Below are 26,632 nucleotides of genomic sequence, written 5' to 3'. Positions count from 1 at the left end.
TCGGATGCTTATATTTCAGAAATCACTCAACGTTTGAATCATCGCCCAAGAAAAAGACTCGGATTTAGAAGCCCGAGTCAGGTATTATTCCAAGAACATGGTGTTGCACTTCAAATGCTAATCTAAGATTTTTCCAGTGAATGTGTTATTGGCTTCCTTATCAATTTTAATAATCGCCTTAGCTGCGCCGGTCTTATCATCAATCTGTTGCCAAGTGCCGGAAATATCTTCAGCGAAAACATGTCCACTAAAAAGAGCAGCTGCTAAAGTGGCAAGCCATAGATTCTTCTGCATATCAGACCTTCAAATATTCGTTCACTTTTTGATGGGGTCATATATTAGATGGATTACATGATTAGTCAATATTGCATTGAAACCTAAAAATAATTGGTCTAGTGATAAAAAAGCCACATCATCGTGCGGCTTTTATCTATAACGAATTCAGTTTTATTCTAAACGGAGCCAGGTTTGACTACGTCCCAGCGCTGAAATGCCCATATAAGCACGTAAAGTGAGGCGTTTGCCATTAGCACTGAGCCTCATTTTAGCATCGTAAACTTTGCCTGCAAGCGGATCGATGATACGACCTTGCTCATAATTATTGCTTTCAGGTACATGTTTTAGGCCTTTTAAAATATCCATGCCTAAAATGGGCTGATTGGTATAAGGCGCAGGGCAATGATTACATATTTCTCGAGGCGTATAGCCTGGACGTGGGGTAATTTTGGCAATTTTTCCCGTGTAGGTATTGTTGGTATCCTTACGAATTTCAATAATGGCTTTAGGTGAACCTGTCTTATCGTCAATCTGTTGCCAACTCCCAGATATATCTTGTGCAAGTACATTTCCACTGAAAAATAAGCCAATGCAGGTGGCAAGCCAAATATTCTTATTCATATCAATTCCTTTGATTGAGGTGTTTATATTTACTCCGAAGATATAATATTTGCGTTTAAAAATGTAGCAATATTTTTCATGAGAAAAATCTAAATTGTGTGAAATAAAAAAGCCACATCATCGTGCGGCTTTTATCTATAACGAATTCAATTTTATTCCAAACGAAGCCAGGTTTGACTGCGACCTATGGCTGAAATTCCAATGTAGCCTCGTAAGGTCAATCGCTTACCCGTTGCACTTAGTCGAACTTTGGCAGAATAAATTTTCCCAGCTAAAGGATCAATGACTGTTCCTTTTTCATAATCTGTCGTATCTGGTACGTGTTTTAAACCTTTGAGCACATCCATTCCTAAAATGGGTTGGTTGGTATAAGGTGACGGGCAATGATTACAGGTTTCACGCGGTGTATAACCTGGTCGGGGAGTGATTTTAACAATTTTGCCTGTATAAGTATTATTAGCCTCTTTACGAATTTCGATAATTGCTTTAGGTGAACCGGTTTTATCGTCAATTTGTTGCCAAGTTCCGGATAGATCTTGTGCAAGCACATTCCCACTGAAAACAAGACTAGCAAACGCAGCAAGTAATATATTTTTTTTCATATCAATTCCCTGCAGTTGTGGTGAATATTTTTTCTATATATGAACATATTATGATCGTTTAAAGATTAGTCAATATATTGCGTCATAAAAATGAACAATAATGTGAATCAGGTAAAAAAGAGTGAATAAAAAAGCCACATAGTGCGGCTTTTTGTCATATTTAGTCGTTCTTAATCCAGGTCTGAGTTCGGCCAAGAGCAGAAATTCCAATATAACCGCGTAATATGAGACGCTTGCCATTGTTGGAAATTCTTCCTTTTAAGCCATACATTTTTCCGGTTAAGGGATCAAGAACACGACCATTTGCATAATTATTGCCACTGACATGTTGCAAGTCTTTAAAGACTTCTAATCCCAAGATCGGTTGATTGGTGTATGGCGGTGGACATTGGAAACAGGTTTCTCTTGGGGTGTAGCCGGGACGTGGAGTGACCTTGATGATTTTTCCGGAATAAGTGCCATTGGTTTTTTGCTGTATTTCAATGAGTGCTTTAGGTGATCCGGTTTTATCATCAATTTGAATCCATGTACCGGTGATCTCCTGAGCAAAAATGGAGAAACTACTTAGGAATAATGCTACAAAAAATGCCCCAGCAACTGCTATTTTTTTCATAAAATTTCCTTCATTATCTCAGTCAGCTCTGCTGCTGACTTTTTAATATGAGGTCGAGATACGAAATTAAGCAGTATTTGGGATAAGAATTTTAAGCTTTCATTCGTATCATACCAAGCACCTATGCTGAATAATCATCAGCATAAATTAATCTTGTTTAATCCAGGTTTGGCTACGTCCCAGTGCAGACACACCGACATAACCACGTAGGGTAAGGCGTTTACCATTGGTGCTTAATTTGGCTTTACCGCTGTAGATTTTGCCGCTGAGAGGATCAAGTACTTTGGCATTTACAAAGTTATTATCATCGGTGGCTTTTAGCCCTGTTAAAATATCTAAACCTAAAATAGGTTTGTTCGTATAAGGTGCTGGACAATTCACGCAGGTTTCTTTTGGTGTGTATCCTGGACGAGGGGTTATTTTGATTATTTTTGCGGTATAGGTTCCGTTGGCTTCCTGACGAATTTCCAAAATGGCTTTTGATGAACCTGTTTTGTCATCAATATTTTTCCACATCCCCGTAATGTCATTTGCAAAAGCAAGGCTGGTGAGTGAAGAAAAAACCACTGCAGTTAAAATTTTAATTGCTTTCATTACCAAATTCCTTTTCGATAAATTAAAAAACTATTGTGATTTAACAGTATATTTTTTAATTAAATAAATCAACAACAATGATTCATTAGTCACATTTTTTGCAAATAGAGTATAAATGTTGGCAGCCAAAGGGCGGTAAACACTGCGTTTACGGCCATTCCAAAAGCGGCATAGCGTCCGGCGACACTGCCACGTTGCCAAGCTTGCGCAGTACCAATGGCATGTGCAGCCAAACCTAAAGCCAAACCCGAAGCTCTTTCATCATGAATATTACGCAAGATCAAAGGAGAAAAGGCTGCTCCAATTACGCCTGATAAAATCACAATTAAAATGACCATAGTGACTGGTGCGTGTAAAAGCGTAGCGATATTAATTGCAATCGGGGTTGTTACGGCACGAGTTGCAAATGCCATAATACTTGAATCTGACATATGCAATAAATAGGCGAGACCCATCGGGAGAGCTACAGCACTGATACTGGCGAACAGTAGAATTCCGAGCATGGCTTTTAGCGGTAGGTCATCATAACGCATTGCGGCCAGAGGAATAGCCAGAGCAACCGTGACATAACCCAATAAATGGTTAAATAGCGGATTGACCTGAGTCATATAAGATTCATAAGGAATGCCAAAAATAAATAACAAGCCAATGATGAAAAACATGCCAATAACAATGACAGGAACTTGAGGAAGGCGTTTATTTATTGGTTTTGCACATAGATAAGCAATCAGGGTAATGAAAAAACCGGAGAGTACTGCGAACATATGATTTCCCTATAACCAGCGTTTGGCCATTTTTGCATAAACCCATAATGGAATGAGGGTACTGATAAACATCACCACCAAGAAAACAGGAATTTCCTGTCCCATCTGGGTCAACATAATCAATGAACCTGCGCTAATGGGTAAAAATGCAAAAGCACTTTCTTTCATGATTTTATTGTTTGTGTCGACTAAACGGCTGGGTAATTTATGGACATTTCTCCAAATAAACAACGTGATCAACAAGCTGATCAAGCCAACCAGATTGCCAAGTTCTGGGTGGTTAAATTGGCTCATTAACCATACTGCTCCCTCACGAAAGCAGATGATTAATGCCAGTGTGCCAATCCATGCTGGCCAGTCGATGGTTTTAATCCAGTCCATTTTTACTAAACTTTAAAATTATACTTATCACGTTTTAACCGATTTATTTTTTTATTTCAAATTCTTCGAGCGGTCTTTTAAATTGCGCTGCCTTCTGGCCCAGAATTTCATCTAGCGGTAAATGAGCCTGTTTAATCAGCTGTTCAAGCTTTTGCGGTGCCATAATGACATGTAAATGCAGATTGCCTTCATCATCATAGTTTTCAGATTGAATTACATTTAAGGCGTAGAGCTGGGTGCGCAATTTTCCATAGGCAGGTTTTAAAACCAGCTCATAACTTTGAATCTGCCCCATTAAACATTCTTGAACCGCTTGGCGTAACAAGTCCAGACCTTGTTTGGAATGAGCAGAAACGTACACGCGATCGGGTAAATGTGGTTTGGCATAAACAATCTTGGCATCTTCGCCGCTGACATCAATCTTGTTATAGACCCGAAGTACCGGAACATCGGCGCCAATTTCTTTGAGTACCGACTCGACCGCTTCAATCTGTTCCAGCATGTCTGGGCTGCTAGAATCAATCACATGTAGCAAAAGTGTTGCTTCTAAAGTTTCTTCCAGTGTGGCTTTAAACGATTCAACCAGCGAGTGGGGAAGATTGCGCACAAAACCTACGGTATCGGCAAGGACCAAAGCCCCAATACCATCCCAGTTTAAGCGGCGTAAGGTCGGATCCAGTGTCGCAAACAGCTGGTTCGCAGCATAAACTTCACTATTGGCCAAAATATTAAACAGGGTGGATTTGCCGGCATTGGTATAACCAACCAATGACACGGTGGGTACAGAAGCTTTTTGACGGGCGGCACGACCTTGCATACGGGTTTGACGCACTTTTTCCAGCTTGTCTTTGAGCTGACCCATACGAATTCGCAGCAAACGACGGTCGGTTTCCAATTGCGATTCACCCGGACCACGTAAGCCGATCCCGCCTTTTTGACGTTCCAGATGCGTCCAGCCACGCACCAGTCGTGAAGACAAGTGTTCCAGCTGAGCCAGTTCGACCTGTAATTTACCTTCGTGGGTACGGGCACGTTGCGCGAAAATATCCAGAATCAGTCCGGTGCGGTCCACGACGCGACATTGTAATATTCTTTCCAAGTTACGTTCTTGAGCAGGCGAAAGTGAGTGATCAAAGATCACCAGTTCTGCTTCCAGCGCTTTCACCAGTTCAGCAATTTCTTCAGCCTTACCAGAGCCGATAAACAGTTTGGGATCAGGTTTAATACGTTGAGCGGTGATATGTTGCAAGATTTCAGCACCAGCAGATTTGGCCAGCAAACCAAATTCTTCTCCATCAAGGTCATCCAGAAGTTGTACCGATACACTCACCAGGATTGCTCGTTCACCACCTTGATGTCGCTCAAAATATTCCACTAAATATGATCTCTACAATGTTAAAACTTTATTTTAGTAGAAAAAGGCAGGGGATAGTGAAAAATAGCAAAAACGGATTAAAGCATCGTAACAAGATATTCATTTAATCAGGGCGACTAAGCGTGCAGCAAGAGAGGAATTTTTAGCTGATTTTAAGATGATGTCACGTGCCTGAATCTATCCTGCATTTTTACAGTCAGTGTATTTTTTCACTTATTTTTTATCAATTTTGATCTGATTTATTATTGATGAAAATGAGTGATTTATAGGCTTTAGTGGCTGAACTGGAAAAAAGAATCAACGGTTTCGGTGGTTATGATCAATGCAAGATGTACATGAACAGTATAGAATGATTCAAAATAAATGATTAAATGCGCTTGTTGTAAAGTAGTGATCCCTCTATGACTCAATCCTCTGTAACTGAAACATCCTCCTTAAATGGCATGTCTAAATTTTTCTTATATAGCAAAAAGTTATTGGCAGGGTTAGGGGCTATTATTCAGGGTTTTTATCTGGTTTTTCGTCACCGTTTATATAAAGATCCGAACAATCCGTGCAATACGCGATATGTACAGTATTTTTGCCGCCAATTATGCAAGGTATTCAACCTTGAAATTCAGGTCCATGGCGTGATTCCACGTGAGCCAGCTTTATGGGTGAGTAATCATGTCTCATGGCTGGATGTGGCTGTTTTAGGCTCAGGTGCACGGGTATTCTTTTTAGCGAAAGCGGAAATTGAAAAATGGCCTTTGCTGGGAAAACTGGCCAAAGGCGGCGGTACATTATTTATTAAGCGCGGTTCAGGTGATTCGATTAAAATTAAAGAGCAAATTACCAGCTTTTTAAAACAAGATATTCCAGTCCTGTTTTTTCCTGAAGCGACCACTTCAGATGGCTCCCGAATCAAAAAAATCTATGGACGTATTTTGGGTGCAGCCATTGAAGCGCAGCGCCCGGTACAAATTTGCCTGATTTGTTATGTGAATCAGGATGGGAAACTCGATACAGTTGCTCCTTTTGTAGGAGATATCGGGTTTGCTGATCATGTGAAAAAAGTTCTGGAAATGCCAAAAGTGACAGCACATCTCATGGCATTGCCTGCAATAGCCGTGGAAGGACATACGGTGGAAAGCTTGACTCAGGAAGTACAAAACCAGATGACTGCAGGCTTGCTGCGATTACAGCAAAAAGTCATTCATACTTCAGATGAAAGCCTACTACTTAAGCAATCATGATGAGTTACATAAAACCTTCTACTGGTAACCAGGAAATGAACTTGACACCTGCTTTTTGCCACCATTTCATTTTGGGTTCTTTCTGATAGGTTTTAATGCTGCCATCATGGCGTTTAATTTGCCAGTTAATTTTATTGTTGGCATTTAAAACCAGTTTGTAGGCATATTTTGGTAAGTTCTGATCCATGGTTTGATGTACGGCTCGGGCGAGGTTGGGGCTGTCGAGCAATACCCCAATTTCGGTATTTAAATAGGCCGAACGCGGATCAAAATTGAACGAACCAATAAATACCTGTTTTTGATCAATGGCCATAAGTTTGGCATGTAAACTTGAACGACTTAAGCCCTTGATATTGACTTTGGCTTTTTCGGCAAGCTCATTGGTATTGGCATTTAAGTTTTCAGCATCTGGAACGGATAAAAACTCGTATAAATTGACATTTTCTTTTAATAAGTCTTTACGATATTTACCATAAAAAGCATGCACTAAAAATACATCATTGGCTTTAAATGAATTGGTCAGGACCCGAACATTAACGTTATTTTTTGCCAGATCACTCAGCATTTTTTCGCCTTTTTTCTCTGGGACAAAATAAGCGGAAATAATATCGACACTGTGTTCAGGTTTTTCCAGATGGTTAATCAGCTGGAAATTAAGATGCTGTTCTTTTTTTGCCTTGGCTCTGATTTTGCTGGCAGAGTCACTAACAATTTCGGCTTTGACCCAGTCAAATTGTATGCTGTTATTCAGCCAGTTTTCAAAGGCATGTGAACGGTTAGCTAAATCCAGATAATTTTGAACGGTGATGGTTCGATAGTGCTCATCCAGTTGTTGTCTTAGGCTGTCGAAGCGTAAGGTGTAATGACGGGGATTGACAATTTGCTTGACTGGATAAGCATAATCATCATTCCAGTACTCATCGAAAGAATGAACGATTTCATCAGATGCAGAACCGACCAGCATCACATCGACATCTGAAAACTGGTAATTATCACTGACGTTATAATATTGGTTACTCATATTGCGACCACCAATCAAGGCAATCTGATTGTCTGCAATAAAGCTTTTGTTGTGCATGCGACGGTTGATACGTTTTAAATCGAGAATCATGTCCATGGCACGATAATGTCTAAAACGGTAAGGGTTATACAGCCGGACATCGATATTTTTATGCTGATCGAGAGCGAGGAAAATCCCTTCCATCTTTTTGGCATTGTTATCATCAATTAACAAACGTACTTTTACCCCACGGTCTGCAGCCTGAATAATTGAATGTAGCGCCAATGAGCCAATTTTGTCATTATCCCAGATATAGTATTGCAGATCTAAAGATTTTTCAGCTTTATCAATTAGATGGATTCGTGCTGCTAGGGCTTCAAGCGGGTCATATAGCACATGATAACCGGTGAGATTTGGATTTTGCTCTCGAAGTGGCAATATGATCTTTGCTAAAGAGGTTTGTTCGGTTGGCGTATCAAAAGCATATTCAACCGGTTGTGGTATCTGTTTTGGAAGGGTGGAACATGCCGGAATTCCAAGCATCAGACTACAACTTAATAATATTGCGGTTTTATAGCCAGTTGTACTACAGGTAGTACCGCTATTTAAGTGCGTAAGCTGATGAGAAGATCGCGTCATATATTATAAACATTACCAAAATTTGGTTTGAGTATAATTGCGAGCTGTGAAAAGATAAATATTAGAATAGATGAATGATGTAATATCATTGTTATCCTAAGAGAAGGTTATATGTGGGATCCGGACTCAGTCGCTTTTTATTTTTATATTTGTTTCGCTGTACTTGCTTTGTGGGGTATTGCACAGGCTTGGCTGAGTCAGACCCGTACAGAAACCATTCATCCCTTTAAAGCCTTTGTGCACTTACTGGCTTTTTATTTATCTTATTTACTTTTCCCTTTATTTTTCTTTAGTTTGTATGCCGGTTGGAGTGGCTATTACTCCATTCACCAGTCGGTGTTTATTTTCTTGCTGAGCTGTGTGCTGATTTATGCCCGATTTATTGAACCGCAGCATGTAGTCGTTAAAACCCTGCAATATCAGTTAAATCCAGAGCAAAACTTGCAGCGACCGGTCAAACTGGCCTTGATTGCCGATTTGCATATCGGGCTATTTTCCGGACACGAACGGCAACTGAAAATTATTGTCAAAAAAATCAATCAGCAGAACCCGGATCTGGTGGTGGTGGCAGGCGACTGGACCTATGAACCTGAAAACACTTTGGCCGATGAGTTGGCAATTTTAAAAGACATCAATGCACCCGTTTATTCGGTGAACGGCAATCATGATGAACAGTACCCGGGGCCACCGATTCAAAACCTGTTACGGCACGCGTTAAAGGTCAATAATGTGATTGATATTGAAGGGCAGATTGTCGAGTTTGATGAATTTCGGTTGCTCGGTGTCGGGGATTTATGGGCCGGTAAAACCGATATGCGTTATATGCCAGATTTGCCGCAGGATAAACCCTGGGTGATTTTATCGCATAATCCTGATACGGTAGATATGGTGCCGCAATTGCCTTCACGTCCCTTAATGTTGTCTGGACATACGCATGGCGGGCAGGTGGAACTGCCTTGGCTGACGAATTACATTATGAAAAAAGTCTCTATTTTGGGACATAAAAAAGGCTTGTATCAGCATGAAAATGCGGATGTGTTTGTGACTGTTGGAACTGGTCTGGTCGGGGTGCCCTTTCGTTTTCGCGTCCCACCCACCATTGATATCATTGAATTGAATTAAATGTAAAAGCTGGATGGGTTGGGGGTTTTGGTTCACCTTATATAGTGAGAGTTATCATTAAACAATAAGCACCATAGGAGGAGACGATGTCTTTTTCACAAGAAGTGGGTCAGTTTTTTGATTTATCTGAAGCACAATCTACCCGGTTAGAATCTGGATTGATGGCTTTGGAAAAGGCTTTTCAGCAAGCTGAAAGCGAGGTGGTGAATACTCCTGAATTTGCACATCGGTTTTATCAGAAGTTTCAGCAATTACTGGGTGATATAGGCTTGGATGAACAGCGTGTCGAAGCTTTGCTGGATCATTTGTATGCCATGGAAAGCTACCGGCAACTGGTCATATCCATTATTTCGAGCTATTACACAGCAGGTGGAGAGCGAAGTAAGTTTGAAGAGATCTATCAGCTGATTTTAAGTGATGAGCAAGTGTAAAGGCATAAAAAAACCAGCGTGATGACGCTGGTTTTTTTATTCTGGTGACATTAAACCTGATTGTTCACATCGTCATTTTTAGTTTCACGGATTGCCAGGAAAGCAAGCAGTGAAAGAATAGAGGCAGCAGTCAGGTAATAACCTACAGCTTGTAAACCATATTTGGTTGCAAGTTCAGTCGCAATTAATGGTGCGAAAGAAGCGCCTAAAATGCCTGCCAGGTTAAACGTCAAGGCTGAACCTGTATAACGGACAGATGTTGGGAAGATTTCTGACAATACAGTACCAATTGGACCATAAGTCATGCCCATCAGTGCTAAACCGATACATAGGAACAGGAACACAATAACCGTGTTACCCGATTCAAGCATGCTGGCAAATACCAGACCGAAAAGTGCTGAAGCAATACACACACCTACAGAAGTTGCTTTACGACCAAATTTTTCAGCAAATACAGCAGAAAGTGGAATAAATGCAGCAAAGCATAGGGTTGCCACCAGTTGCATTTCTAAGAAGTCAGAACGTGAATAACCAAGTTGTTTGGTTCCCCAGTTCAAAGCGAAAACTGTTGTAAGGTAGAACACCACGAATGTACAAACCGCAGCGATTGTTCCCAAGAACAACATACCATAGTGTTTAGTTACAACTTCTTTAAACGGAACGTTCACTTCTTTCTGTTTATCCAAAACTTTTTGGAATGCAGGTGTTTCATGAAGTTTTAAACGAATCCATAAACCCATAATTACAAGTACGGAACTTGCAATAAATGGAATGCGCCAGCCCCATTGCATAAAGTCTGCTTCAGACATGAGTGCACCGAGGGTAATGAAAGAACCTGTCGCCAAGATAAAGCCGATTGGAGCCCCGAGTTGCGGGAACATGCCGTACCATGCACGTTTACCTTCAGGTGCATTTTCAGTAGCCAGAAGGACAGCACCACTCCATTCACCACCCAGACCTAAACCTTGACCTAAACGGCAAAGAGCAAGCAATAATGGTGCAGCGAGACCCACTTGTGCATAAGTTGGAAGTAAACCAATACTTACAGTTGAAATACCCATAGTCAATAATGCAGCGACTAGGGTTGCTTTACGACCAATCCGGTCACCCAAATGCCCAAACACTGCAGCACCAATCGGGCGCGCAATAAAGGCAATCGCAAAGGTTGCTAAAGACTGAATAGTTGCAGTTGTTGGATCTGTGCTTGCTGGGAAGAACAGATGAGGGAAAATAATGACTGCAGCTGTGGCATAAATATAAAAATCGAAGAATTCGATCGTTGTGCCGACAAGACTTGCAGTTAAAACGCGGAATTTTGAATTAGTTGCTACTTCTGAAGTAGTAGCAATAGAATCTGATGACGCCATGGATGACCTTACACTTACTAAAAATAAAAAAAGCTTAGTTTTAAAAGCGTAATCTTTTTAAAAAAGGCGTAATTTCTTAAAAAAACAACGAAGAACCGTCTCTACTCAACTCGCTCAGGGTCACTGAAATGAAGAATGATAGGGTTAAATCACGTACTGATAGATGGCGAAGAATTGTGATCCTGCACCTATCAATACAAAAATATGCCAGATAGCGTGGGTATATCTTACTCTTTTTAAGGCATAAAACAATGCACCAATGGTGTAAGAAAGCCCACCTATAATTAAATAGGTCAAAGCTTGATCATTTAAAAAGCGTTGCATATCATCCATAACCAGCACTGCAAGCCATCCCATAACCAAATAGGCGATTAGGGAAATTTTCTGGAAACGATGAATGAAAACTAACTTGAATAGTGTACCAATGGCTGCAATTACCCATAATGCGATTAACAGGTATTGAGCTTTTGCTGTGGGAATGGCAATGGACAGGAAAGGGGTATAGGTTCCTGCAATCAGATAATAAATAGCGGTATGGTCAAGTTTTTTGTACCAGCCACGACGTTGTGGCGACTCGGCATAATGATAAAGGCTAGACGCAGAGAACAATAAAATCAGGCTAAGTGCATAGACACATAGACCAATAAACTGTCCTAGTGGCAAATAGCTGCCTTTGATCAGCATGAAAATACTGGCAATGAGGGCTAACAGTGCGCCAAATGCATGACTGATCGCATTAATTTTTTCTTCATGTGGATCATAAGACTGCAGTTGTGTTGTCATCTTTATTTATTTTCTATAATTAAAAAATACACTTGTATAGTAATGGAGTTTTACCTTTAAAGTAAGAAGTTTTAAACTTATTGCTTAATTTATTCGAGTGATCTGTATGTCTCAACTGGCTTCTGCTTTTCCCCAGGAACAACAATTCTTAGCTGCCTTTCAGCAAGCCATTGAAACACAAAGTTTTGATCGAATGATTTTGAGCCAGTACAAAGGGGAACTGGAACATTTAGAGAAAATGACCTTGCGTGTCATTTCATTACAAAACCAATCGGTTTTAAGCTGTTTATATCGTTATCAAACTCAGGATGTCACTAAAAATTATCCTTTAGATGAGGCTGTGTCATTGGTTCAATCGTTATTGGCAGCGTGCAAGCAAGCCAATTTATTTACTCTGACAGAAGAGCTGCAACTGAAGAAAAACAAGAAAAAAGCCATGCTGAACAAAACCCAGCTGAAAGGCAGTGCTAAAAAATCAGAAGAGCAGCAAACGCATGACCGCAGCAAACACCGTTATGTCGATCAAGACAGTTATTTTTTACAGCCGCTGGGTATTACCGATGCCAAAGCACAGATTATTCCGAGCATGGCGCGTAAGTGGAAACAGATTAATAAATTTGTGGAAATTTTCTCTGGTGCTTTGGAGCAGATTAATAAACAGGATCACGCGCTACGTGTGGTGGATTTTGGTTCGGGTAAGGGCTATCTGACTTTTGCCCTGTATGATTATCTGGCTAAACACGGTGAGCTGCCTTTTGTGACTGGGGTGGAGTTGAATTCGAAAATGGTGGAATTCTGCCAGCAGGTCGCAAGTGCGTCGGATTTTAAACAACTGGATTTTTTCCAGGGCGATGTACGAACCTATCAACCGGAACATCTTGATGTCATGATTGCTTTGCATGCCTGTGATGTGGCTACTGACTTTGCCATTCATACTGGTATCCGCCTGAATGCACAGATGATCATGTGTGCGCCGTGTTGTCATAAAGAATTGCGTCCACAGCTGAAAAGTCCGGAGGTGCTGAAACCGATGTTGCAATTTGGCATTCATGCCGGGCAGCAGGCCGAAATGTTGACCGATACCATTCGTGCACTGTTACTCAAAGCCTATGGTTATGAAACCAAAGTATTTGAATTTGTGGCACTGGAACATACCAGTAAAAACAAAATGATTTTGGCGACCAAGCGCAAAGATGATCAAGCGCCGGATCAGCAGGTATTAGCGCAGATTCAAGCCTTAAAACAGATGTATGGTATTGAGAAACACTCGCTGGAATTATTGCTGAATGATCAGTGGGATCAGCAGGATATTGGCTGTAAGTGCTAATTTAAGGGATGAATAAAGCGAAGCTAAAACCATTTTTTAGGACGATGATTTTTTAATGACACAACTGACGATACGTGCAGGTAGTTGGGATGAGTTGCAAGACGATGCCAAACTCATTCGAGAACAGGTATTTATTCTAGAGCAACAGATTGCTGTGGAAGATGAATGGGATGAACAGGATGCTATATCGCAGCATTTTGTCATCTATGATCACACTCAGCCTGTTGCAACTGCACGCTTATTGCAAAATAACAGTGTCGGACGAGTGGCTGTGTTGAAATCACATCGTGGTTTAGGCATGGGTAAAATGCTGATGCTATACATCATTGAACACGCTAAACAACAACAGCGAGAATGGTTAAAACTCTCGTCGCAAGTGCATGCCATGCCATTCTATGCGAGCTTGGGCTTTAAAGCAGAAGGCGATGAATATCTGGATTGCGGGATTCCACATCGTGATATGCGTTTGAATTTTTAAATGCAGCTTTTGTTCAACGAATCAAAAACAACAACGCGATGATTGAGCCTGGATCCAATTACATTGCAATCGGTCGATGTCACGTGTGCAATGTATCAATCAAGAGACTGGCCTATTCTGGATAGGCACCTGTTGATATAAATTGACAATGCTATCAATCGTCACCCGGATTCTTAAAGGTAAAAAGTTGGATTGTTTCCATACCAGCTGTATCGGATAATCTAAACTCGGATAATGCTCTAAAACTTGCACCAATTGTCCATTGTTTAAATAGGGATATACCAGCCAGGAGGGCAGCCATGCAATGCCATAATCCATTAAAATAGCATTCAAAATGGCTTGCATATCGTCCATGTGAATTTGACTTTTAGTCATATATTCAATGATTTGATTATTCTTTGTCGAGTGAGGGTATTTAAATTGCCACTTTTGAATATGACCTGATTTGGCATAGGCAATGGTCTGGTGCTGTGCTAAATCATCGACACTTAAAGGCGCGCCATGCTTTTTTAAATATAGCGCTGATGCACACAGTACCATGCTATGTTGATCAAGCGGCTTGGCAATCAGGTGAGAGGTATTTTCTAAATGTCCAATTCGAATGGCGAGGTCAATATTTTCTTCAATCAGATCGACACGACGATCGGTAAAAGACAATTCAAAATTTAATTCAGGTTGTAATTCGGCAAGTGCCTTGAGGATAGGGACCATATATTTCTGCCCAAACAGCACCGGCATGGAAATACGCAACAAGCCTGTGACCTTTTCTTTTTTATTTTCTAATAGCGCTTCGGCCGTGTTTAATTCATGCATGGCACGTTGACTGTATTCATAGTAAATCGCCCCCTCATGGGTCAGAACCAGCTGTCGTGTGGTTCGTACAAACAGCACCACGCCCAGTTGTTGCTCAAGTTTGGCAATCATTTTGCTCACGGCAGAACGGGTCATATTCATTTTTTCGGCCGCTTGAACAAAGCTGCCAAGTTCGACTACGCTGATAAAGACCATCAGACTTTTCAATTCATTGAGATGCACAATTGTTTCCAAATGGGAATCAAACTAGTGATTTATTATCACTTTTGTTGCTATTTTTACAATGCTAATCTTTGCCCAAATGATGATTTGAGTCAGGGTAATGAGTAAAATATTGGTATTGAAATCAAGCTTTATGCAAGGTCAATCTTTAAGTAATCAACTGATTGACACTTTTTTAGAAAAGAGAAAAGCAATGGGTGAAATTGATATCGTGATTGAGCATGATTTGATGAGTATGCATTTGCCTGTGCTCGATGCCGAGTTATTTCATGCTTTGCGTGGCCAACAGAATACAGATCCAAAAATACAAGCCGCTGTTGTCTTGTCAGATCAATTGATTCAAGAGTTGAAAGACAGTGATGTCTTGCTGATTGGTGCCCCCATGTATAATTTGAATGTACCCACACAGCTGAAAAACTGGTTCGATCTGGTGGCTCGTGCACAGGTGACATTCAAATATACGGCAACCGCACCGGTAGGATTGGTTGAAGGGGTGAATGCAATTGTATTCAATTCACGTGGGGGAATTCATCAGGGATTTGCAACAGATGCAGTCACCCCTTATTTGAATTCGGTATTAGGTCTGATCGGGATTGATGATGTACATTTCATTTATGCAGAAGGTACGGATATGCAGCCGCATGGTAAAGATCAGGCAATAAAGTCATCGATGTTACAGATTGATCAATGTTTAGAAGTCATCAATAGTTGAGTTATTTGAAAATATTATTTTTTTAATACGATGCTCCAATTTTAGGAACCTAAGCATTTAAAGTGCATGGTTTAGGTAATCTCTCCACATATTGATATGTATCTAAAACTAAAAAGTTAAAAATTAAGTTCAAAAAAAGCGAGATATATTATCTCGCTTTTTTATGCATTTATGAATTAGTGAGCATGAGCAGCAGATGCTTCGTGATCGGCCATATGGGCATGTTCTTCTTCAGTCATATTCATTTCGGTAGCGGTCGGTTCAGATGCTACAGGAGCAGTAGCTTGATGTGCACTGTGTGACTGCTTGTGTTTTTGACTTGGCATATAGTCCGGTTCATTGGTCACCGCCATATAGAAAAAGCCCAGGAACACCAGACCAATAAAAATGGCCAGGACTACAGCTTTCCAGCCCGCTTTACTTGAAGGAGAGGGATTCGAATCTTGAGACATACAGAGCAAACCTTGCAACGAAAAGAAGCATTAACAATTAATCAATAGCCTTTTATAGCATAAAAAGTACAAAAATAGGGCAAAATGAGGTCTTTAAAGCTGAGAAAACCCTATATAAAGTAGGGAAATAAAAGTAGAAATAAAAAACCACTACAGCTGAAAACTATAGTGGTGATGAAAATGTTCTCTGATCAAAAACAGGATTAACTGATTTTTTCACCTGTCTTTACTTTATCTTTTAATAATTGCGGTGCTTTAAAACGCTCACCATATTTGGCTTCGAGCGTATTGGCACGCAGCAGGGCTTTTTCTAAACCATATTGATTTAAAAATTGCAAAGCGCCACCGGTCCAAGGAGCAAAACCAATTCCGAAAATAGAGCCGACATTGCCATCAACTGTCGATTCCAGAACTCCTTCTTCCAGGCAGCGCAAAGTATCCAGCGATTGCACAAACAGGAAGCGGTCAATCATTTCATGTTCAGAAATATCCACATCCTTTTTCCAGTGGCTTAAGCCTTCCCAAAGCCGCTTTTTGCCCCCTTCAGGATAGTCATAAAATCCTGCACCAGCCGCTTTACCCTTGCGGTTAAACTCATGAATCATGCTTTGAATCACCTCATCAGCACCTGAGTGTGGCAAGTCTTTGCCTTCAGCTTGCAGTGCTTTGCGGGTCTCGGCAGCTACATGTTCAGACAGGGTTAAAGACACTTCGTCCTGAATCGCCAATGGCCCGACCGGCATACCGGCTTTCAGGGCCGCCATTTCAATACGGGCAGGGTGTACACCTTCCGCCAGCAGGCGCAAACCTTCCTGAACAAAAGTACCAAACACACGGCTGGTAAAGAAACCTCGGCTGTCATTCACCACAATTGGGGTTTTGCCAATTTGCTGGACATAGTCATAGGCCTTGGCCAAGGTCTCAGCAGAAGTATTTTTGCCTTTAATGATTTCCACCAACTGCATTTTATCGACCGGGCTAAAGAAATGCAGGCCAATAAAATGCGCTTGATCTTTTGAAGCCTGTGCCAATCCTGAAATTGGCAAGGTTGAGGTGTTTGATGCAAATATGCCGCCTTCAGCCAAATAGGTTTCAGCTTCTTGTGTCACTTTGGCTTTTAGCTGCTGATTTTCAAAGACCGCTTCAATCATCAGGTCACAACCTTGTAGGTCGGCCGCATTCGCCGTTGCGCTAATCAGGTTTAAAATCTGATCACGTTTTTCTGCTGTTAAACGACCTTGAGAGACTTTTTTATCCAGCAATTTTTGGCTATAGGCTTTGCCTTTCTCGGCCGCCTCTAAAGAGACATCTTTAAGAACGACCTGAATGCCTTTAGTTGCCGTGGCATAGGCAATGCCGGCACCCATCATGCCAGCACCCAAGACGCCTACTTTAGTGGCTTTCCATTTGGCAATGTCTTTCGGGCGACTGGCACCTGATTTAATGGCATTCAGACCATGCCAGAAGGTGCCAATCATGTTCTTGGAAATTTGACCGGTCGCCAGATAAGTGAAATAGCGAGATTCAATAGTCAGCGCAGTGTCGAGGTCGACCTGAGCGCCTTCGACAGCCGCCGCCATTATGGCTTCAGGTGCCGGATAGCAGCCTTTGGTTTTATCCCGCAGCATGGCAGGAGCAATCGCCAGCATCTGTGCGACTGCCGGAGTTGAAGGTGAACCGCCCGGAATTTTATAGCCTTTGACATCAAAGGGCTGTTGCGATATTGGATTGGCTTTGACCCAGGCAATTGCTTTATCCAGCAGTTCCTGTTCGGTGTCGGCTGTGTCGTGAATAAGACCCAGAGATTTGGCTTTTTCTACACCAAACTGCGTGCCTTCCAGCAGGAACGGGAAGGCATTTTGCAGGCCGAGTAAACGCACCATGCGTACAATGCCGCCACCGCCCGGCAGCAAACCTAAAGTCACTTCAGGCAGTCCAAATTTGGCTTTAGCATCATTTAATGCAATACGCTGATGACAGCACAAAGCCAGTTCCCAACCGCCGCCTAGCGCCGTGCCATTTAAAGCTGCCACCACAGGAATGCCACGGGTTTCGATATAGCGCAGTTTGCCTTTCATTTCCTCAATCATGTTGAAAAAGGCTGTGGCGTGCTCAGGTGTGGCCTGAATCAGTTCATCCAGATCACCACCGGCAAAAAAGGTCTTTTTCGCTGAACGGAAAATAATCCCTGAAATTTCTGCATCGGCTTGCAGTTTGGCTACGGTGTCTTCCAGTGCCACACGGAAATCTGCATTCATGGTATTGGCAGACTGGTTGGGAGAATCTAAGGTTAAAATGACAATGTCATCGGCGTTTTTCTCAAATTGAATTGCACTCATTATAATTCTCCTTAGACCAGCTCAATAATCGTTGCGATGCCCATACCACCTCCGACACAGAGGGTGGCCAAACCGCGTTTTTTGCCTTGACGTTCCAGTTCATCCAGCAATGTCCCTAAAATCATGGCACCGGTTGCACCCAGTGGATGACCCATGGCAATGGCTCCGCCATTGACATTCACTTTGGCTGGATCGACTTTGAGTTCAGTGATAAAACGCATCACCACAGCGGCAAAGGCTTCGTTGACTTCAAACAGGTCGATATCTTCAATGCTTAAGCCCGCTTTTGCCAAAGCCTTACGTGCTGCTGGAGCAGGGCCAGTGAGCATAATGGTCGGGTCAGTGCCGACGAGGGCTGTAGACAAAACTTTAGCCCGTGGTTTTAAGCCTTGTTCTTTGACTGCTTTTTCAGATGCAATCAGCACCACTGCTGCACCATCGACAATACCGGATGAGTTTCCGGCATGATGGACATGGTTGACTTGTCCAACTTCAGGGTATTTTTGCAGGGCAATGGCATCGAAACCCATCTGTCCCATCATGGCAAAACTTGGATTGAGTTTGCCCAAGCCTTCTGCTGTAGTCGTCGGTTTGATGAATTCGTCTTGTGCCAAAATCACTACACCAGCTTTATCTTTAACTGGAACCACAGATTGATTAAAATAACCCTTCGCCTGCGCGGATGCCGCTTTTTGCTGTGAATCTGCTGCAAAGGCATCGACATCGGCGCGGCTATAACCGTCAATGGTGGCAATTAGGTCGGCCCCAATCCCTTGTGGAATAAAATGACAAGCCATATTGGTTTCAGGGTCTAATGCCCATGGCCCGCCATCTGAACCCATCGGCACACGAGACATGGACTCGACACCGCCGGCAACGACCAGATCTTCCCAGCCAGAACGGACTTTTTGTGCAGCCAAATTGACAGCTTCAAGGCCCGATGCACAGAAGCGGTTAATTTGTACACCGGCCACATCATTGTCCCAACCGGCAGCGATGGCCGCTGTTTTGGCAATATCCGCACCTTGATCACCAATCGGGGTCACACAGCCCAATACAATGTCATCGACTGCTGCGGTATTAAACTGATGGCGGTTCTGCAGCTCGTTCAGCAAGCCGGTCAGCAGGCTGATGGGTTTTGCTTCATGTAATGAGCCGTCTTTTTTTCCTTTTCCGCGCGGTGTGCGAATGGCATCAATGATGTAAGCCTCGCTCATAATCTGTTCCTTTGATGACTTTAAAATTTTTATACTTTTTTGAGTGTAATGATTAATTTACTAAGTGCAATGATGAGAACGACTCAGGTCAGATGATGTTTTTTGCAATTCCTGAACCGGGAAAAAATTCTCTGATAAGTCATAAAATTTTAGAAGATATTGATTTTAAAAATTAAATTTTATTCAGTATGATGCATCCTACTGAGTAAGGATTTAGAGAGCTGAAAAATGAGTGTGATTCGGGCTAAAGCCATTTGTCTATTTAGGCATCAAGGAAAAGTGCTTTTAACTCAAGGTTTTGATCCTGAAAAAAATGAGCATTATCTTATGCCTATTGGTGGAATTGAATTCGGGGAGCGGGCTGTTGAAGCGGTTCAGCGTGAAGTGATGGAGGAAATCCAGCAAGAGATTTGCAATGTAAAACAACTGCATATATTGGAAAATATTTTCAGTTTTAATGGACAGCAAGGCCATGAAATTGTTTTTGTTTATGCTGCAGAATTTACTTGTGCAGATTTTTATAGCATGCAAGATATTAGGGGGACTGAATCTAATGGTGTTACTTATATGGCTGCGTGGTACAGTGCAGATCAACTCGCTGATTTAAAGCTACCGATTTACCCTCAAAGCGTTGAATATTTGTTGTTTTAGTTCTCGTTGGAAATAAAAAAACCCAAGTCGAAACTTGGGCATAGAGAGAAACTGAAAAACTAAAAAGTTGGAATTAGTGATAACCATGTAACTGACGATATAAACCTGGAGTTACACCGGTCCATTTTTTGAAGGCACGGTGGAAGGTGCTGGTTTCACTAAAGCCGACCTGCTGCGCTACGTCTTCTAGTGTCAAGTTTGGATTGAGTAACAAGTGAATCGCAGCATCACGACGTAAGGCATCTTTCACACCCTGATAGCTTTTGCCTTCTGCAGCCAGACGGCGACGCAAGGTTTGCGGAGAGAGATACAGCATTGAAGCTACATCGTTTAAGGTTGGCATCTCTTCACCAATCTGGCTCTTCAACACTTCACGAATACGTGAGGTGAGTGAGTTGGTGTTTTTGAATTTAACCAATAATTGAGCTGGTGCTGCTTTGAGGAATTCTTCCAGATTTTCTTCAGTCTGACGAAGTGGTAAATCCAGATAGTCTGCAGCAAACGTAATTTCGGTACGTGGTGCATCAAACTGCATGACTGGGGCAAAGAACAGGGCATCATATTCATCTGCATGTGCAGGTCGAGGATAACCAAAATGGACACGTTCGAGTGGAATACGACGTTCAATTAACCATGAAGCCAGACCATGCCAGATCATCAACATGCTTTCGGTAATGAAATGATCCGGATCCATGCTTTTGGGAATCAGGGGAACCAGACGTGCCTCGTGTTTGTCACGCTCCAGCGTTACCGACCATTCATCACCGAACAGTTTGTAAAACTGTGAAGAAAGCTCAAGTGCATCACCTAAAGTTTTCGCGTGAATAATCAACTGACACATAATGGCAAAAGTGCCCAAACGGCGAGGTTGCACATCAAAGCCGACGTGTTCATCCTGAGTCACCATCCAAAGCATTTTAACAAATCGGGTGTATTGTTCTGGTGAAATACGTGCTTTAGGCTGACGTAGTAATTCTGCTTCAATGCCGACATGTGACAATAAAGTTTCAACGTCCATACCTAAACGTTTGACGCCGTTAAGAGCCGCATTGACGAAATGGATACTGATCGTATCGCGACTCATATTAAATCCTTCCGTCTCTTTCTCTTTTGTATTCACTTGCAGTTGACCTAAATGACGCTAAAAATTGTTGGGTTGGCAATTTACAATAGTTGTTTTACCTTATTTACATCTTAAATTGCCGAAATGATCAAGGTAAATGGCTGAACATGACATTGTTTTGTTACTTTTATATTTCTAACATGCATAGAAAATCAACTAAAAAAGAGTAAAAGGGAATATGACTACGGCTTTAAATGGATTAAAAGTTCTTGATTTTTCCACCTTGCTCCCTGGGCCATTTGCCACTTTATACCTTGCTGATTTAGGTGCCGAGGTGATTCACATTGAATCACCGACACGGCCAGATCTGGTGCGACTCATGCCTCCATACTCGAATGGACAGGCAGCCTCGCACAATTATTTAAATCGCAATAAACAGTCAGTGGCTTTGGATTTAAAAAATCCTGAAAGTATTGCACTGCTTAAATCTAAAATTTCTGAATATGACATCGTTGTGGAGCAATTCCGGCCTGGAGTGATGCAGCGTCTTGGTCTGGATTATGAAAGCCTGGCGAAAATTCATCCGCAATTAATTTATTGTTCCATTACCGGCTATGGGCAAACAGGTCATTATAAAGACCGTGCCGGACATGACATTAATTATTTGGCGCTCTCAGGAATTGCAGGTCACAGTGGCCGCAAGACAGGCGGTCCACCGCCGCTGGGCATTCAGGTAGCAGATGTCGCTGGTGGTTCTTTACATGCAGTAATTGCCATTTTAAGTGCAGTTATCGAGCGCAGCCAAAGCGGCCTTGGGCAGTATATTGATATTTCTATGACAGATTGTGCTGTGACTTTAAATAATATGGCTGCGGCTGCGGAAATAGCAGGCAATGAACGGCAGCAACCTGAGCATTCGCATTTAAATGGTGGCACTTTTTATGATTATTATGAAACTCGTGATGGACGTTATTTAGCTATTGGCAGTTTGGAACCGCAATTTATGCTGGGTTTGGCACAGCTTCTAGAATTGCCGGTTGTGGCTGAAAAAGGCACATCCTTTACTTTACAAGACCGTCAAATCGTTAAGCATGCAATCAAAGAAAAGATACTAAGTAAAAATTTTTCTGAATGGAATGAATTATTTAGCCTACACGATGTATGTGTGGAGCCAGTGTTAAGTTTAGATGAAGCCTTACATTCGAAACTTGCTGATGAGCGAGGCTGGCTGGTTGCTGTCCCTTTACAAGAAAATAGTACAAAAAAAGAACAACAATTGGCTTGTCCAATCAAGTTTTCAAGATCGAAAATAAGGTATGAATTTATAGGTAAATCGCTGGGTCTGGATTTTCTATAAAATATCTTATTGTGATAATAAAGTTATTTTATTGGTCATAAAACAACAAAAAAGCATGGGATTTTATACAAAACAAGCGTATCATTCACATTAGTAAAATTTTGTAAATAAGGTCACCAATCATGAATAAATTAAGAAGTAGTTGGTGTTTTTGTCTTGGTCTGTGTGGTCTAAGTTTAGGAATTCAAAGCGTTTTTTCTGCTGAAGCATTCAGTGCAGAAAGCCCTTGGATGTTTGGCGACTGGAATGGTCAGCGTACTGAACTGCAACAAAAGGGCTATGATTTTAGCTTTGGCTATACTGGTGAAATGGCCACTCTGCTAGATTCTCAACACTCATCCAGCCACGGTACAGAGTATGCCGATCAGTTTGTGATTGGCGCACATCTGGATCTGGAAAAGATTTATGGCTGGAAAGATACAGAAGCTCAAATCAATATTACTGAACGCAATGGTCGTTCATTGTCACAAACTTCAGATGCCTTGAATGGGCATTTAAGTTCCTCTCAAGAAGTCTGGGGTCGTGGTCAAACCTGGCGCTTAACCGATTTCTGGATCAAGAAAAAATTCTTAGATCAAAAACTGGATGTCAAAGTCGGCCGTTTTGGTGAAGGTGAAGATTTCAACAGTTTCGATTGTGATTTCCAGAATCTGGCGTTGTGTGGTTCACAAGTCGGCAACTGGGTAGGCGACCAATGGTATAACTGGCCGGTCAGCCAATGGGCAGCACGAGTGAAATATAACTTCACGCCGGAAGTCTATGCCCAAGTCGGGGCTTATGAATACAACCCTGAAAACTTAAAACGCGGCAAAGGGTTTAACCTCAGCACAGATGGTTCGCATGGTGCCATGATTCCTGCAGAAGTAGTTTGGACTCCGAAAGTCGGCAGCCATAAACTACCGGGTGAATACCGTGCCGGCTATTACTACAGCACCGCGGATGCAGATGTCATTCAGGACACTGCCAACGATAAAGATCATCATCAAGGCGGCTGGATTGTTGCCAAGCAGCAATTGACTGCACATAAAGATGATGCGTCACGCGGCTTGAGCGGTTTTGTCAATGTCACTGTTCATGATTCAGACACCAATGCTGTCAGCGATATGCAAAACATTGGACTGGTCTATAAAGGTGCGATGGATTCACGTCCTAAAGACGAAATTGCTTTCGGTGTAGCGCGTATCAACATGAACGATGATCTGAATGATGGTCGTAGTGAAGAATATGATGCTGAAATTTACTACGGGATTCATGCGGCCAATTGGCTAACAGTCCGTCCTAATATTCAGTATGTCCGTCATGTGGGTGCATATAAAAATGGCGAGAATGCTTGGGTTGGTGGAATTAAATTCCAAAATGCATTCTAGTTTATCAATCATTTCTACTACGAGTTTTTAGAACCATAAGTATTTGCTTGCAGCGCTTGGATATTTTGATGCACTGTTTTTGCATGTCTGGCGCTGAGCAGATATTTAAAATCTAAAAACTGTCCAAAGGCGCTCCTGTTGATGTCATTCATGGGAGCTTTCAACAGAATCTTAGATATAGGTGGTCAATATGAGTACTCCATCTTCAGGTTCGGCACTGAAAACCATTGCGGCAGTCATCGCTGTCGTTTTTGGTTTGGTGCTGCTGATTGGAGGGATTTATCTTGCAGTGCTTGGTGGGTCTTGGTACTACATCATTGCAGGTATTTTCTTCATTGCTACGGCAGTTTTACTGCAAAAATTAAAAAGTGCCGCTTTAACTGTTTACGCTATTCTTGTTCTTGGAACAGTGATCTGGGGGCTTTGGGAAGTCGGTTCTGACTTCTTTGCCTTGGCACCCCGATTAGATATTTTAGGCCTGTTCGGTTTATTCCTGCTTATTCCTGCAGTAACCCGTGGCTTTGACAATACCAAAGGCGCAAAAATTGCGTTGACTGGTACTTTAGCCATCACAATTGCAGTCATGATCTACTCGGTCTTTAATGATCCGCAAGAAATTCGTGGTGAATTAAGTACTAAACAGCCAGCAACATCACAGCCTATTCCGGGTGTTGCAGATGGTGACTGGCCTGCTTATGGCCGTACCCAATCCGGCTTGCGTTATTCTCCTTTAACGCAAATTAATGATCAGAACGTTAAAGATCTTAAAGTTGCCTGGGAATATCATACTGGAGAAAGCAAAACTGCCAATGACTCTGGTGAAACCACCAATCAGGTGACACCAATTAAAGTCGGCAACAATGTTTATTTATGTACCACACACCAGCGTTTAATTGCTTTAGATCCAAGTACCGGTAAAGAAAAATGGGTCTTTGATCCGAAACTTAAAGCCGATAATACCTATCAGCATTTAACATGCCGTGGTGTATCTTATTACGATGCCAACAATACCGTTGGTTTCGAAGCCAGTCTGGCTGCTAAAAAAACCGCTTCTGCCGAATGTCCTAAGAAAGTCATTTTACCAGTCAATGATGGTCGTCTCGTTGCGATCAATGCAGAGACAGGTAAGGCATGTACTGACTTTGGTAAAAATGGTGAAGTGGACTTGCAAAAAGATATGCCGTTCCCTTATCCGGGCGGTTATGTTCCAACTTCTCCACCAGTAGTGACCGGTACCACCATTATTATTGGCGGTTCAACGACCGATAACTATTCGACTGAAGAACCATCTGGTGTAATCCGTGGTTATGATGTCAATACCGGTGAACTTCTTTGGGTATTTGATACCGGTGCTGAAGATCCAAATGCGATTCCTGCGCCAGGTCAAAAATTTGTCCATAACTCACCAAACGCATGGGCGCCTTTAGCTTATGATGCGAAACTGGATATCGTGTATGTGCCAACAGGCGTGGGTACACCGGATATTTGGGGCGGAAACCGCACAGAGCTAGATGAACGTTATGCAAACTCTATGCTCGCACTTAATGCAAGCACAGGTAAATTGATCTGGAACTTCCAAACTACTCACCATGACTTGTGGGATATGGATGTACCATCACAACCTTCTTTAGCAGACATTAAAGATAAATCAGGTAATATTGTTCCTGCAATTTATGTATTGACTAAAACAGGGAATGCCTTTGTTCTAGACCGCCGTACTGGTAAAGCCATCGTTCCGATTACTGAAAAACCAGTGCCACAAACCGTGAAACGTGGTCCACAAACCAAAGGCGAACGCTATTCTGCAACACAGCCGTTCTCTGATTTTGACATGGCGCCTAAAGACAAATTGACAGACAAACAAATGTGGGGTGCCACTATGTTTGACCAAATGATGTGTCGTGTATCGTTCAAGAAATTGAACTATGAAGGTATTTACACTCCACCATCTGAAAACGGTACATTGGTCTTCCCTGGTAATTTGGGTGTGTTTGAATGGGGCGGTATGTCGGTGAACCCTGACCGTCAAATTGCCGTGATGAACCCGATTGGTTTGCCATTTGTCACTAAACTGATCCCTGAAGATCCGAACCGTAAACAAACTGCCAAAGGCGCTGGTACAGAAGCAGGTGTACAGCCAATGTATGGCGTGCCATATGGTGTTGAAATCAGTGCATTTTTATCTCCATTTGGTTTACCTTGTAAACAGCCTGCTTGGGGCTATGTTGCTGGTGTAGACTTAAATACTCATAAAACTGCGTGGAAACGCCGTATTGGTACCATTCGTGACAGTATGCCGGGTATTCCATTACCGCCATTTAAAATGGGTGTACCTATGCTGGGTGGTTCTATTTCTACTGCGGGTAACCTGATGTTCATTGGTGCAACTCAGGATGATTACATCCGTGCCATCAATGTCACCAATGGTGATGAGTTGTGGAAAGGCCGTTTACCAGCTGGTGGTCAAGCAACACCTATGACCTATGAAAGCAACGGTAAACAATTTGTTGTGATCATGGCCGGTGGTCATGGTTCATTTGGTACTAAAATGGGCGACTCGATTGTGGCCTATGCATTACCAGATAAGAAATAACCCTTTCTTGTTAAAAAAGCCTGATTCGTCAGGCTTTTTTTATGTCTTTTAGATTGTCTAATCAAATGCGTCATTCATCACAGCGGCAATATCATAAAAAGTGCTAAACAAGTGAAGATAAGATCAATTGCATAAAAGAAGTCTGAAAATGTCCTAAGGCCTTATATCAGCGAAGTTCTGGAATACTTATCAATAAAACCGCTATTAAATATGTAAAAAACGCATTTTGTTGATAGGT

27 protein-coding genes are annotated in these 26,632 nt (G+C 42.0%); 10 read left to right on the top strand and 17 right to left on the bottom strand.

From position 1 onward, the window contains the following. Positions 1-117: 117 nt before the first annotated feature. The 8 genes from FB6_RS03420 to hflX all read right to left on the bottom strand — a co-directional run bounded on the left by FB6_RS03420 (position 118) and on the right by hflX (position 5,226). A complete protein-coding gene (locus tag FB6_RS03420) occupies positions 118-294 on the bottom strand; it encodes a hypothetical protein (RefSeq protein ID WP_217427320.1) in 177 nt (58 codons plus the stop codon). Positions 295-447: 153 nt separating this feature from the next. Beyond that, positions 448-897: a DUF2147 domain-containing protein gene (locus FB6_RS03415; protein WP_174558651.1), complete on the bottom strand. Its 450-nt coding sequence runs from the start codon at positions 895-897 to the stop codon at positions 448-450. Between the two features lie 152 nt (positions 898-1,049). Next, the gene (locus FB6_RS03410; protein ID WP_174558650.1) at positions 1,050-1,499 is read right to left on the bottom strand and encodes a DUF2147 domain-containing protein; all 450 of its coding nucleotides are present in this window, start codon (positions 1,497-1,499) and stop codon (positions 1,050-1,052) included. A 160-nt stretch (positions 1,500-1,659) separates the two neighbouring features. Beyond that, positions 1,660-2,112: a DUF2147 domain-containing protein gene (locus FB6_RS03405; RefSeq protein ID WP_174558649.1), complete on the bottom strand. Its 453-nt coding sequence runs from the start codon at positions 2,110-2,112 to the stop codon at positions 1,660-1,662. A 147-nt stretch (positions 2,113-2,259) separates the two neighbouring features. Next, on the bottom strand, positions 2,260-2,706 hold the full coding sequence (locus FB6_RS03400) for a DUF2147 domain-containing protein (RefSeq protein WP_174558648.1): 447 nt from the start codon (positions 2,704-2,706) through the stop codon (positions 2,260-2,262). Positions 2,707-2,795: 89 nt separating this feature from the next. Then, the gene (locus FB6_RS03395) at positions 2,796-3,470 is read right to left on the bottom strand and encodes an LrgB family protein (RefSeq protein WP_174558647.1); all 675 of its coding nucleotides are present in this window, start codon (positions 3,468-3,470) and stop codon (positions 2,796-2,798) included. Between the two features lie 9 nt (positions 3,471-3,479). Beyond that, complete coding sequence (locus FB6_RS03390; protein ID WP_174558646.1) at positions 3,480-3,851, bottom strand: hypothetical protein; 372 nt, start codon at positions 3,849-3,851, stop codon at positions 3,480-3,482. A gap of 43 nt (positions 3,852-3,894) precedes the next feature. Further along, the gene (hflX, locus tag FB6_RS03385) at positions 3,895-5,226 is read right to left on the bottom strand and encodes a ribosome rescue GTPase HflX (protein WP_174558645.1); all 1,332 of its coding nucleotides are present in this window, start codon (positions 5,224-5,226) and stop codon (positions 3,895-3,897) included. Between the two features lie 401 nt (positions 5,227-5,627). Here hflX and FB6_RS03380 point away from each other — a divergent pair, with 401 nt between their 5' ends. Continuing rightward, positions 5,628-6,461, top strand: coding sequence for a lysophospholipid acyltransferase family protein (locus tag FB6_RS03380; RefSeq protein ID WP_174558644.1), 834 nt, complete (start codon positions 5,628-5,630; stop codon positions 6,459-6,461). A gap of 4 nt (positions 6,462-6,465) precedes the next feature. On the opposite strand, the gene FB6_RS03375 is transcribed toward FB6_RS03380, so the two are convergent. Continuing rightward, positions 6,466-8,100, bottom strand: a complete 1,635-nt coding sequence (locus FB6_RS03375; protein ID WP_174558643.1) for a phospholipase D family protein — start codon at positions 8,098-8,100, stop codon at positions 6,466-6,468. A 111-nt stretch (positions 8,101-8,211) separates the two neighbouring features. On the opposite strand from FB6_RS03375, the gene FB6_RS03370 reads away from it, so the two are divergent. Together FB6_RS03370 and FB6_RS03365 are read left to right on the top strand one after the other, a co-directional pair. Beyond that, positions 8,212-9,222 carry a metallophosphoesterase gene (locus tag FB6_RS03370; RefSeq protein ID WP_174558642.1) on the top strand — a complete coding sequence of 337 codons (1,011 nt, stop codon included), beginning with the start codon at positions 8,212-8,214 and terminating at the stop codon, positions 9,220-9,222. Between the two features lie 86 nt (positions 9,223-9,308). Continuing rightward, on the top strand, positions 9,309-9,653 hold the full coding sequence (locus tag FB6_RS03365; RefSeq protein ID WP_174558641.1) for a hypothetical protein: 345 nt from the start codon (positions 9,309-9,311) through the stop codon (positions 9,651-9,653). A gap of 50 nt (positions 9,654-9,703) precedes the next feature. On the opposite strand, the gene FB6_RS03360 is transcribed toward FB6_RS03365, so the two are convergent. After that, positions 9,704-11,020, bottom strand: a complete 1,317-nt coding sequence (locus FB6_RS03360; protein WP_174558640.1) for an MFS transporter — start codon at positions 11,018-11,020, stop codon at positions 9,704-9,706. Positions 11,021-11,164: 144 nt separating this feature from the next. Then, positions 11,165-11,803: a PAQR family membrane homeostasis protein TrhA gene (gene trhA / locus FB6_RS03355; protein WP_174558639.1), complete on the bottom strand. Its 639-nt coding sequence runs from the start codon at positions 11,801-11,803 to the stop codon at positions 11,165-11,167. Between the two features lie 106 nt (positions 11,804-11,909). Here trhA and FB6_RS03350 point away from each other — a divergent pair, with 106 nt between their 5' ends. Together FB6_RS03350 and FB6_RS03345 are read left to right on the top strand one after the other, a co-directional pair. Beyond that, positions 11,910-13,130 (top strand): class I SAM-dependent methyltransferase, encoded by a 1,221-nt coding sequence (locus tag FB6_RS03350; RefSeq protein ID WP_174558638.1) that lies wholly within the window; start codon positions 11,910-11,912, stop codon positions 13,128-13,130. Positions 13,131-13,185: 55 nt separating this feature from the next. Beyond that, entirely contained in the window at positions 13,186-13,608 is a 423-nt protein-coding gene (locus tag FB6_RS03345; protein ID WP_174558637.1) for a GNAT family N-acetyltransferase, read from the top strand. Positions 13,609-13,707: 99 nt separating this feature from the next. Here FB6_RS03345 and FB6_RS03340 read toward each other — a convergent pair whose 3' ends face one another. After that, entirely contained in the window at positions 13,708-14,643 is a 936-nt protein-coding gene (locus FB6_RS03340; protein ID WP_438819953.1) for a LysR substrate-binding domain-containing protein, read from the bottom strand. 100 nt (positions 14,644-14,743) lie between these two features. Here FB6_RS03340 and FB6_RS03335 point away from each other — a divergent pair, with 100 nt between their 5' ends. After that, positions 14,744-15,355 carry an FMN-dependent NADH-azoreductase gene (locus tag FB6_RS03335; RefSeq protein ID WP_174558636.1) on the top strand — a complete coding sequence of 204 codons (612 nt, stop codon included), beginning with the start codon at positions 14,744-14,746 and terminating at the stop codon, positions 15,353-15,355. A gap of 176 nt (positions 15,356-15,531) precedes the next feature. On the opposite strand, the gene FB6_RS03330 is transcribed toward FB6_RS03335, so the two are convergent. From FB6_RS03330 to FB6_RS03320, 3 genes are all read right to left on the bottom strand, one after another. Further along, a complete protein-coding gene (locus FB6_RS03330; protein ID WP_174558635.1) occupies positions 15,532-15,807 on the bottom strand; it encodes a hypothetical protein in 276 nt (91 codons plus the stop codon). A 203-nt stretch (positions 15,808-16,010) separates the two neighbouring features. Continuing rightward, positions 16,011-18,146 (bottom strand): 3-hydroxyacyl-CoA dehydrogenase NAD-binding domain-containing protein, encoded by a 2,136-nt coding sequence (locus tag FB6_RS03325; protein WP_174558634.1) that lies wholly within the window; start codon positions 18,144-18,146, stop codon positions 16,011-16,013. A gap of 11 nt (positions 18,147-18,157) precedes the next feature. Beyond that, positions 18,158-19,363 (bottom strand): acetyl-CoA C-acetyltransferase, encoded by a 1,206-nt coding sequence (locus FB6_RS03320; protein WP_174558633.1) that lies wholly within the window; start codon positions 19,361-19,363, stop codon positions 18,158-18,160. A gap of 228 nt (positions 19,364-19,591) precedes the next feature. Here FB6_RS03320 and FB6_RS03315 point away from each other — a divergent pair, with 228 nt between their 5' ends. After that, on the top strand, positions 19,592-20,014 hold the full coding sequence (locus FB6_RS03315) for an NUDIX hydrolase (protein ID WP_174558632.1): 423 nt from the start codon (positions 19,592-19,594) through the stop codon (positions 20,012-20,014). Between the two features lie 73 nt (positions 20,015-20,087). Here the strand turns inward: FB6_RS03315 and FB6_RS03310 are convergent, their stop codons facing one another. Continuing rightward, positions 20,088-21,098 (bottom strand): AraC family transcriptional regulator, encoded by a 1,011-nt coding sequence (locus FB6_RS03310; protein ID WP_174558631.1) that lies wholly within the window; start codon positions 21,096-21,098, stop codon positions 20,088-20,090. 217 nt (positions 21,099-21,315) lie between these two features. Here FB6_RS03310 and FB6_RS03305 point away from each other — a divergent pair, with 217 nt between their 5' ends. Both FB6_RS03305 and FB6_RS03300 read left to right on the top strand, forming a co-directional pair. Beyond that, complete coding sequence (locus tag FB6_RS03305; RefSeq protein ID WP_174558630.1) at positions 21,316-22,434, top strand: CaiB/BaiF CoA transferase family protein; 1,119 nt, start codon at positions 21,316-21,318, stop codon at positions 22,432-22,434. 122 nt (positions 22,435-22,556) lie between these two features. After that, on the top strand, positions 22,557-23,801 hold the full coding sequence (locus FB6_RS03300) for a carbohydrate porin (protein ID WP_174558629.1): 1,245 nt from the start codon (positions 22,557-22,559) through the stop codon (positions 23,799-23,801). Positions 23,802-23,818: 17 nt separating this feature from the next. Here the strand turns inward: FB6_RS03300 and FB6_RS16635 are convergent, their stop codons facing one another. Then, positions 23,819-23,953 (bottom strand): hypothetical protein, encoded by a 135-nt coding sequence (locus FB6_RS16635; RefSeq protein WP_302476186.1) that lies wholly within the window; start codon positions 23,951-23,953, stop codon positions 23,819-23,821. Positions 23,954-23,991: 38 nt separating this feature from the next. On the opposite strand from FB6_RS16635, the gene FB6_RS03295 reads away from it, so the two are divergent. After that, a complete protein-coding gene (locus FB6_RS03295) occupies positions 23,992-26,394 on the top strand; it encodes a glucose/quinate/shikimate family membrane-bound PQQ-dependent dehydrogenase (RefSeq protein ID WP_174558628.1) in 2,403 nt (800 codons plus the stop codon). The last annotated feature ends 238 nt before the right edge of the window (positions 26,395-26,632 follow it).

Origin of the sequence: Acinetobacter bouvetii (assembly GCF_902753875.1) — a bacterium.
Taxonomy (GTDB): domain Bacteria; phylum Pseudomonadota; class Gammaproteobacteria; order Pseudomonadales; family Moraxellaceae; genus Acinetobacter; species Acinetobacter bouvetii_A.
Note: the sequence above shows the minus strand (reverse complement) of the source record. Positions and strands in the feature narration are given on the sequence as shown.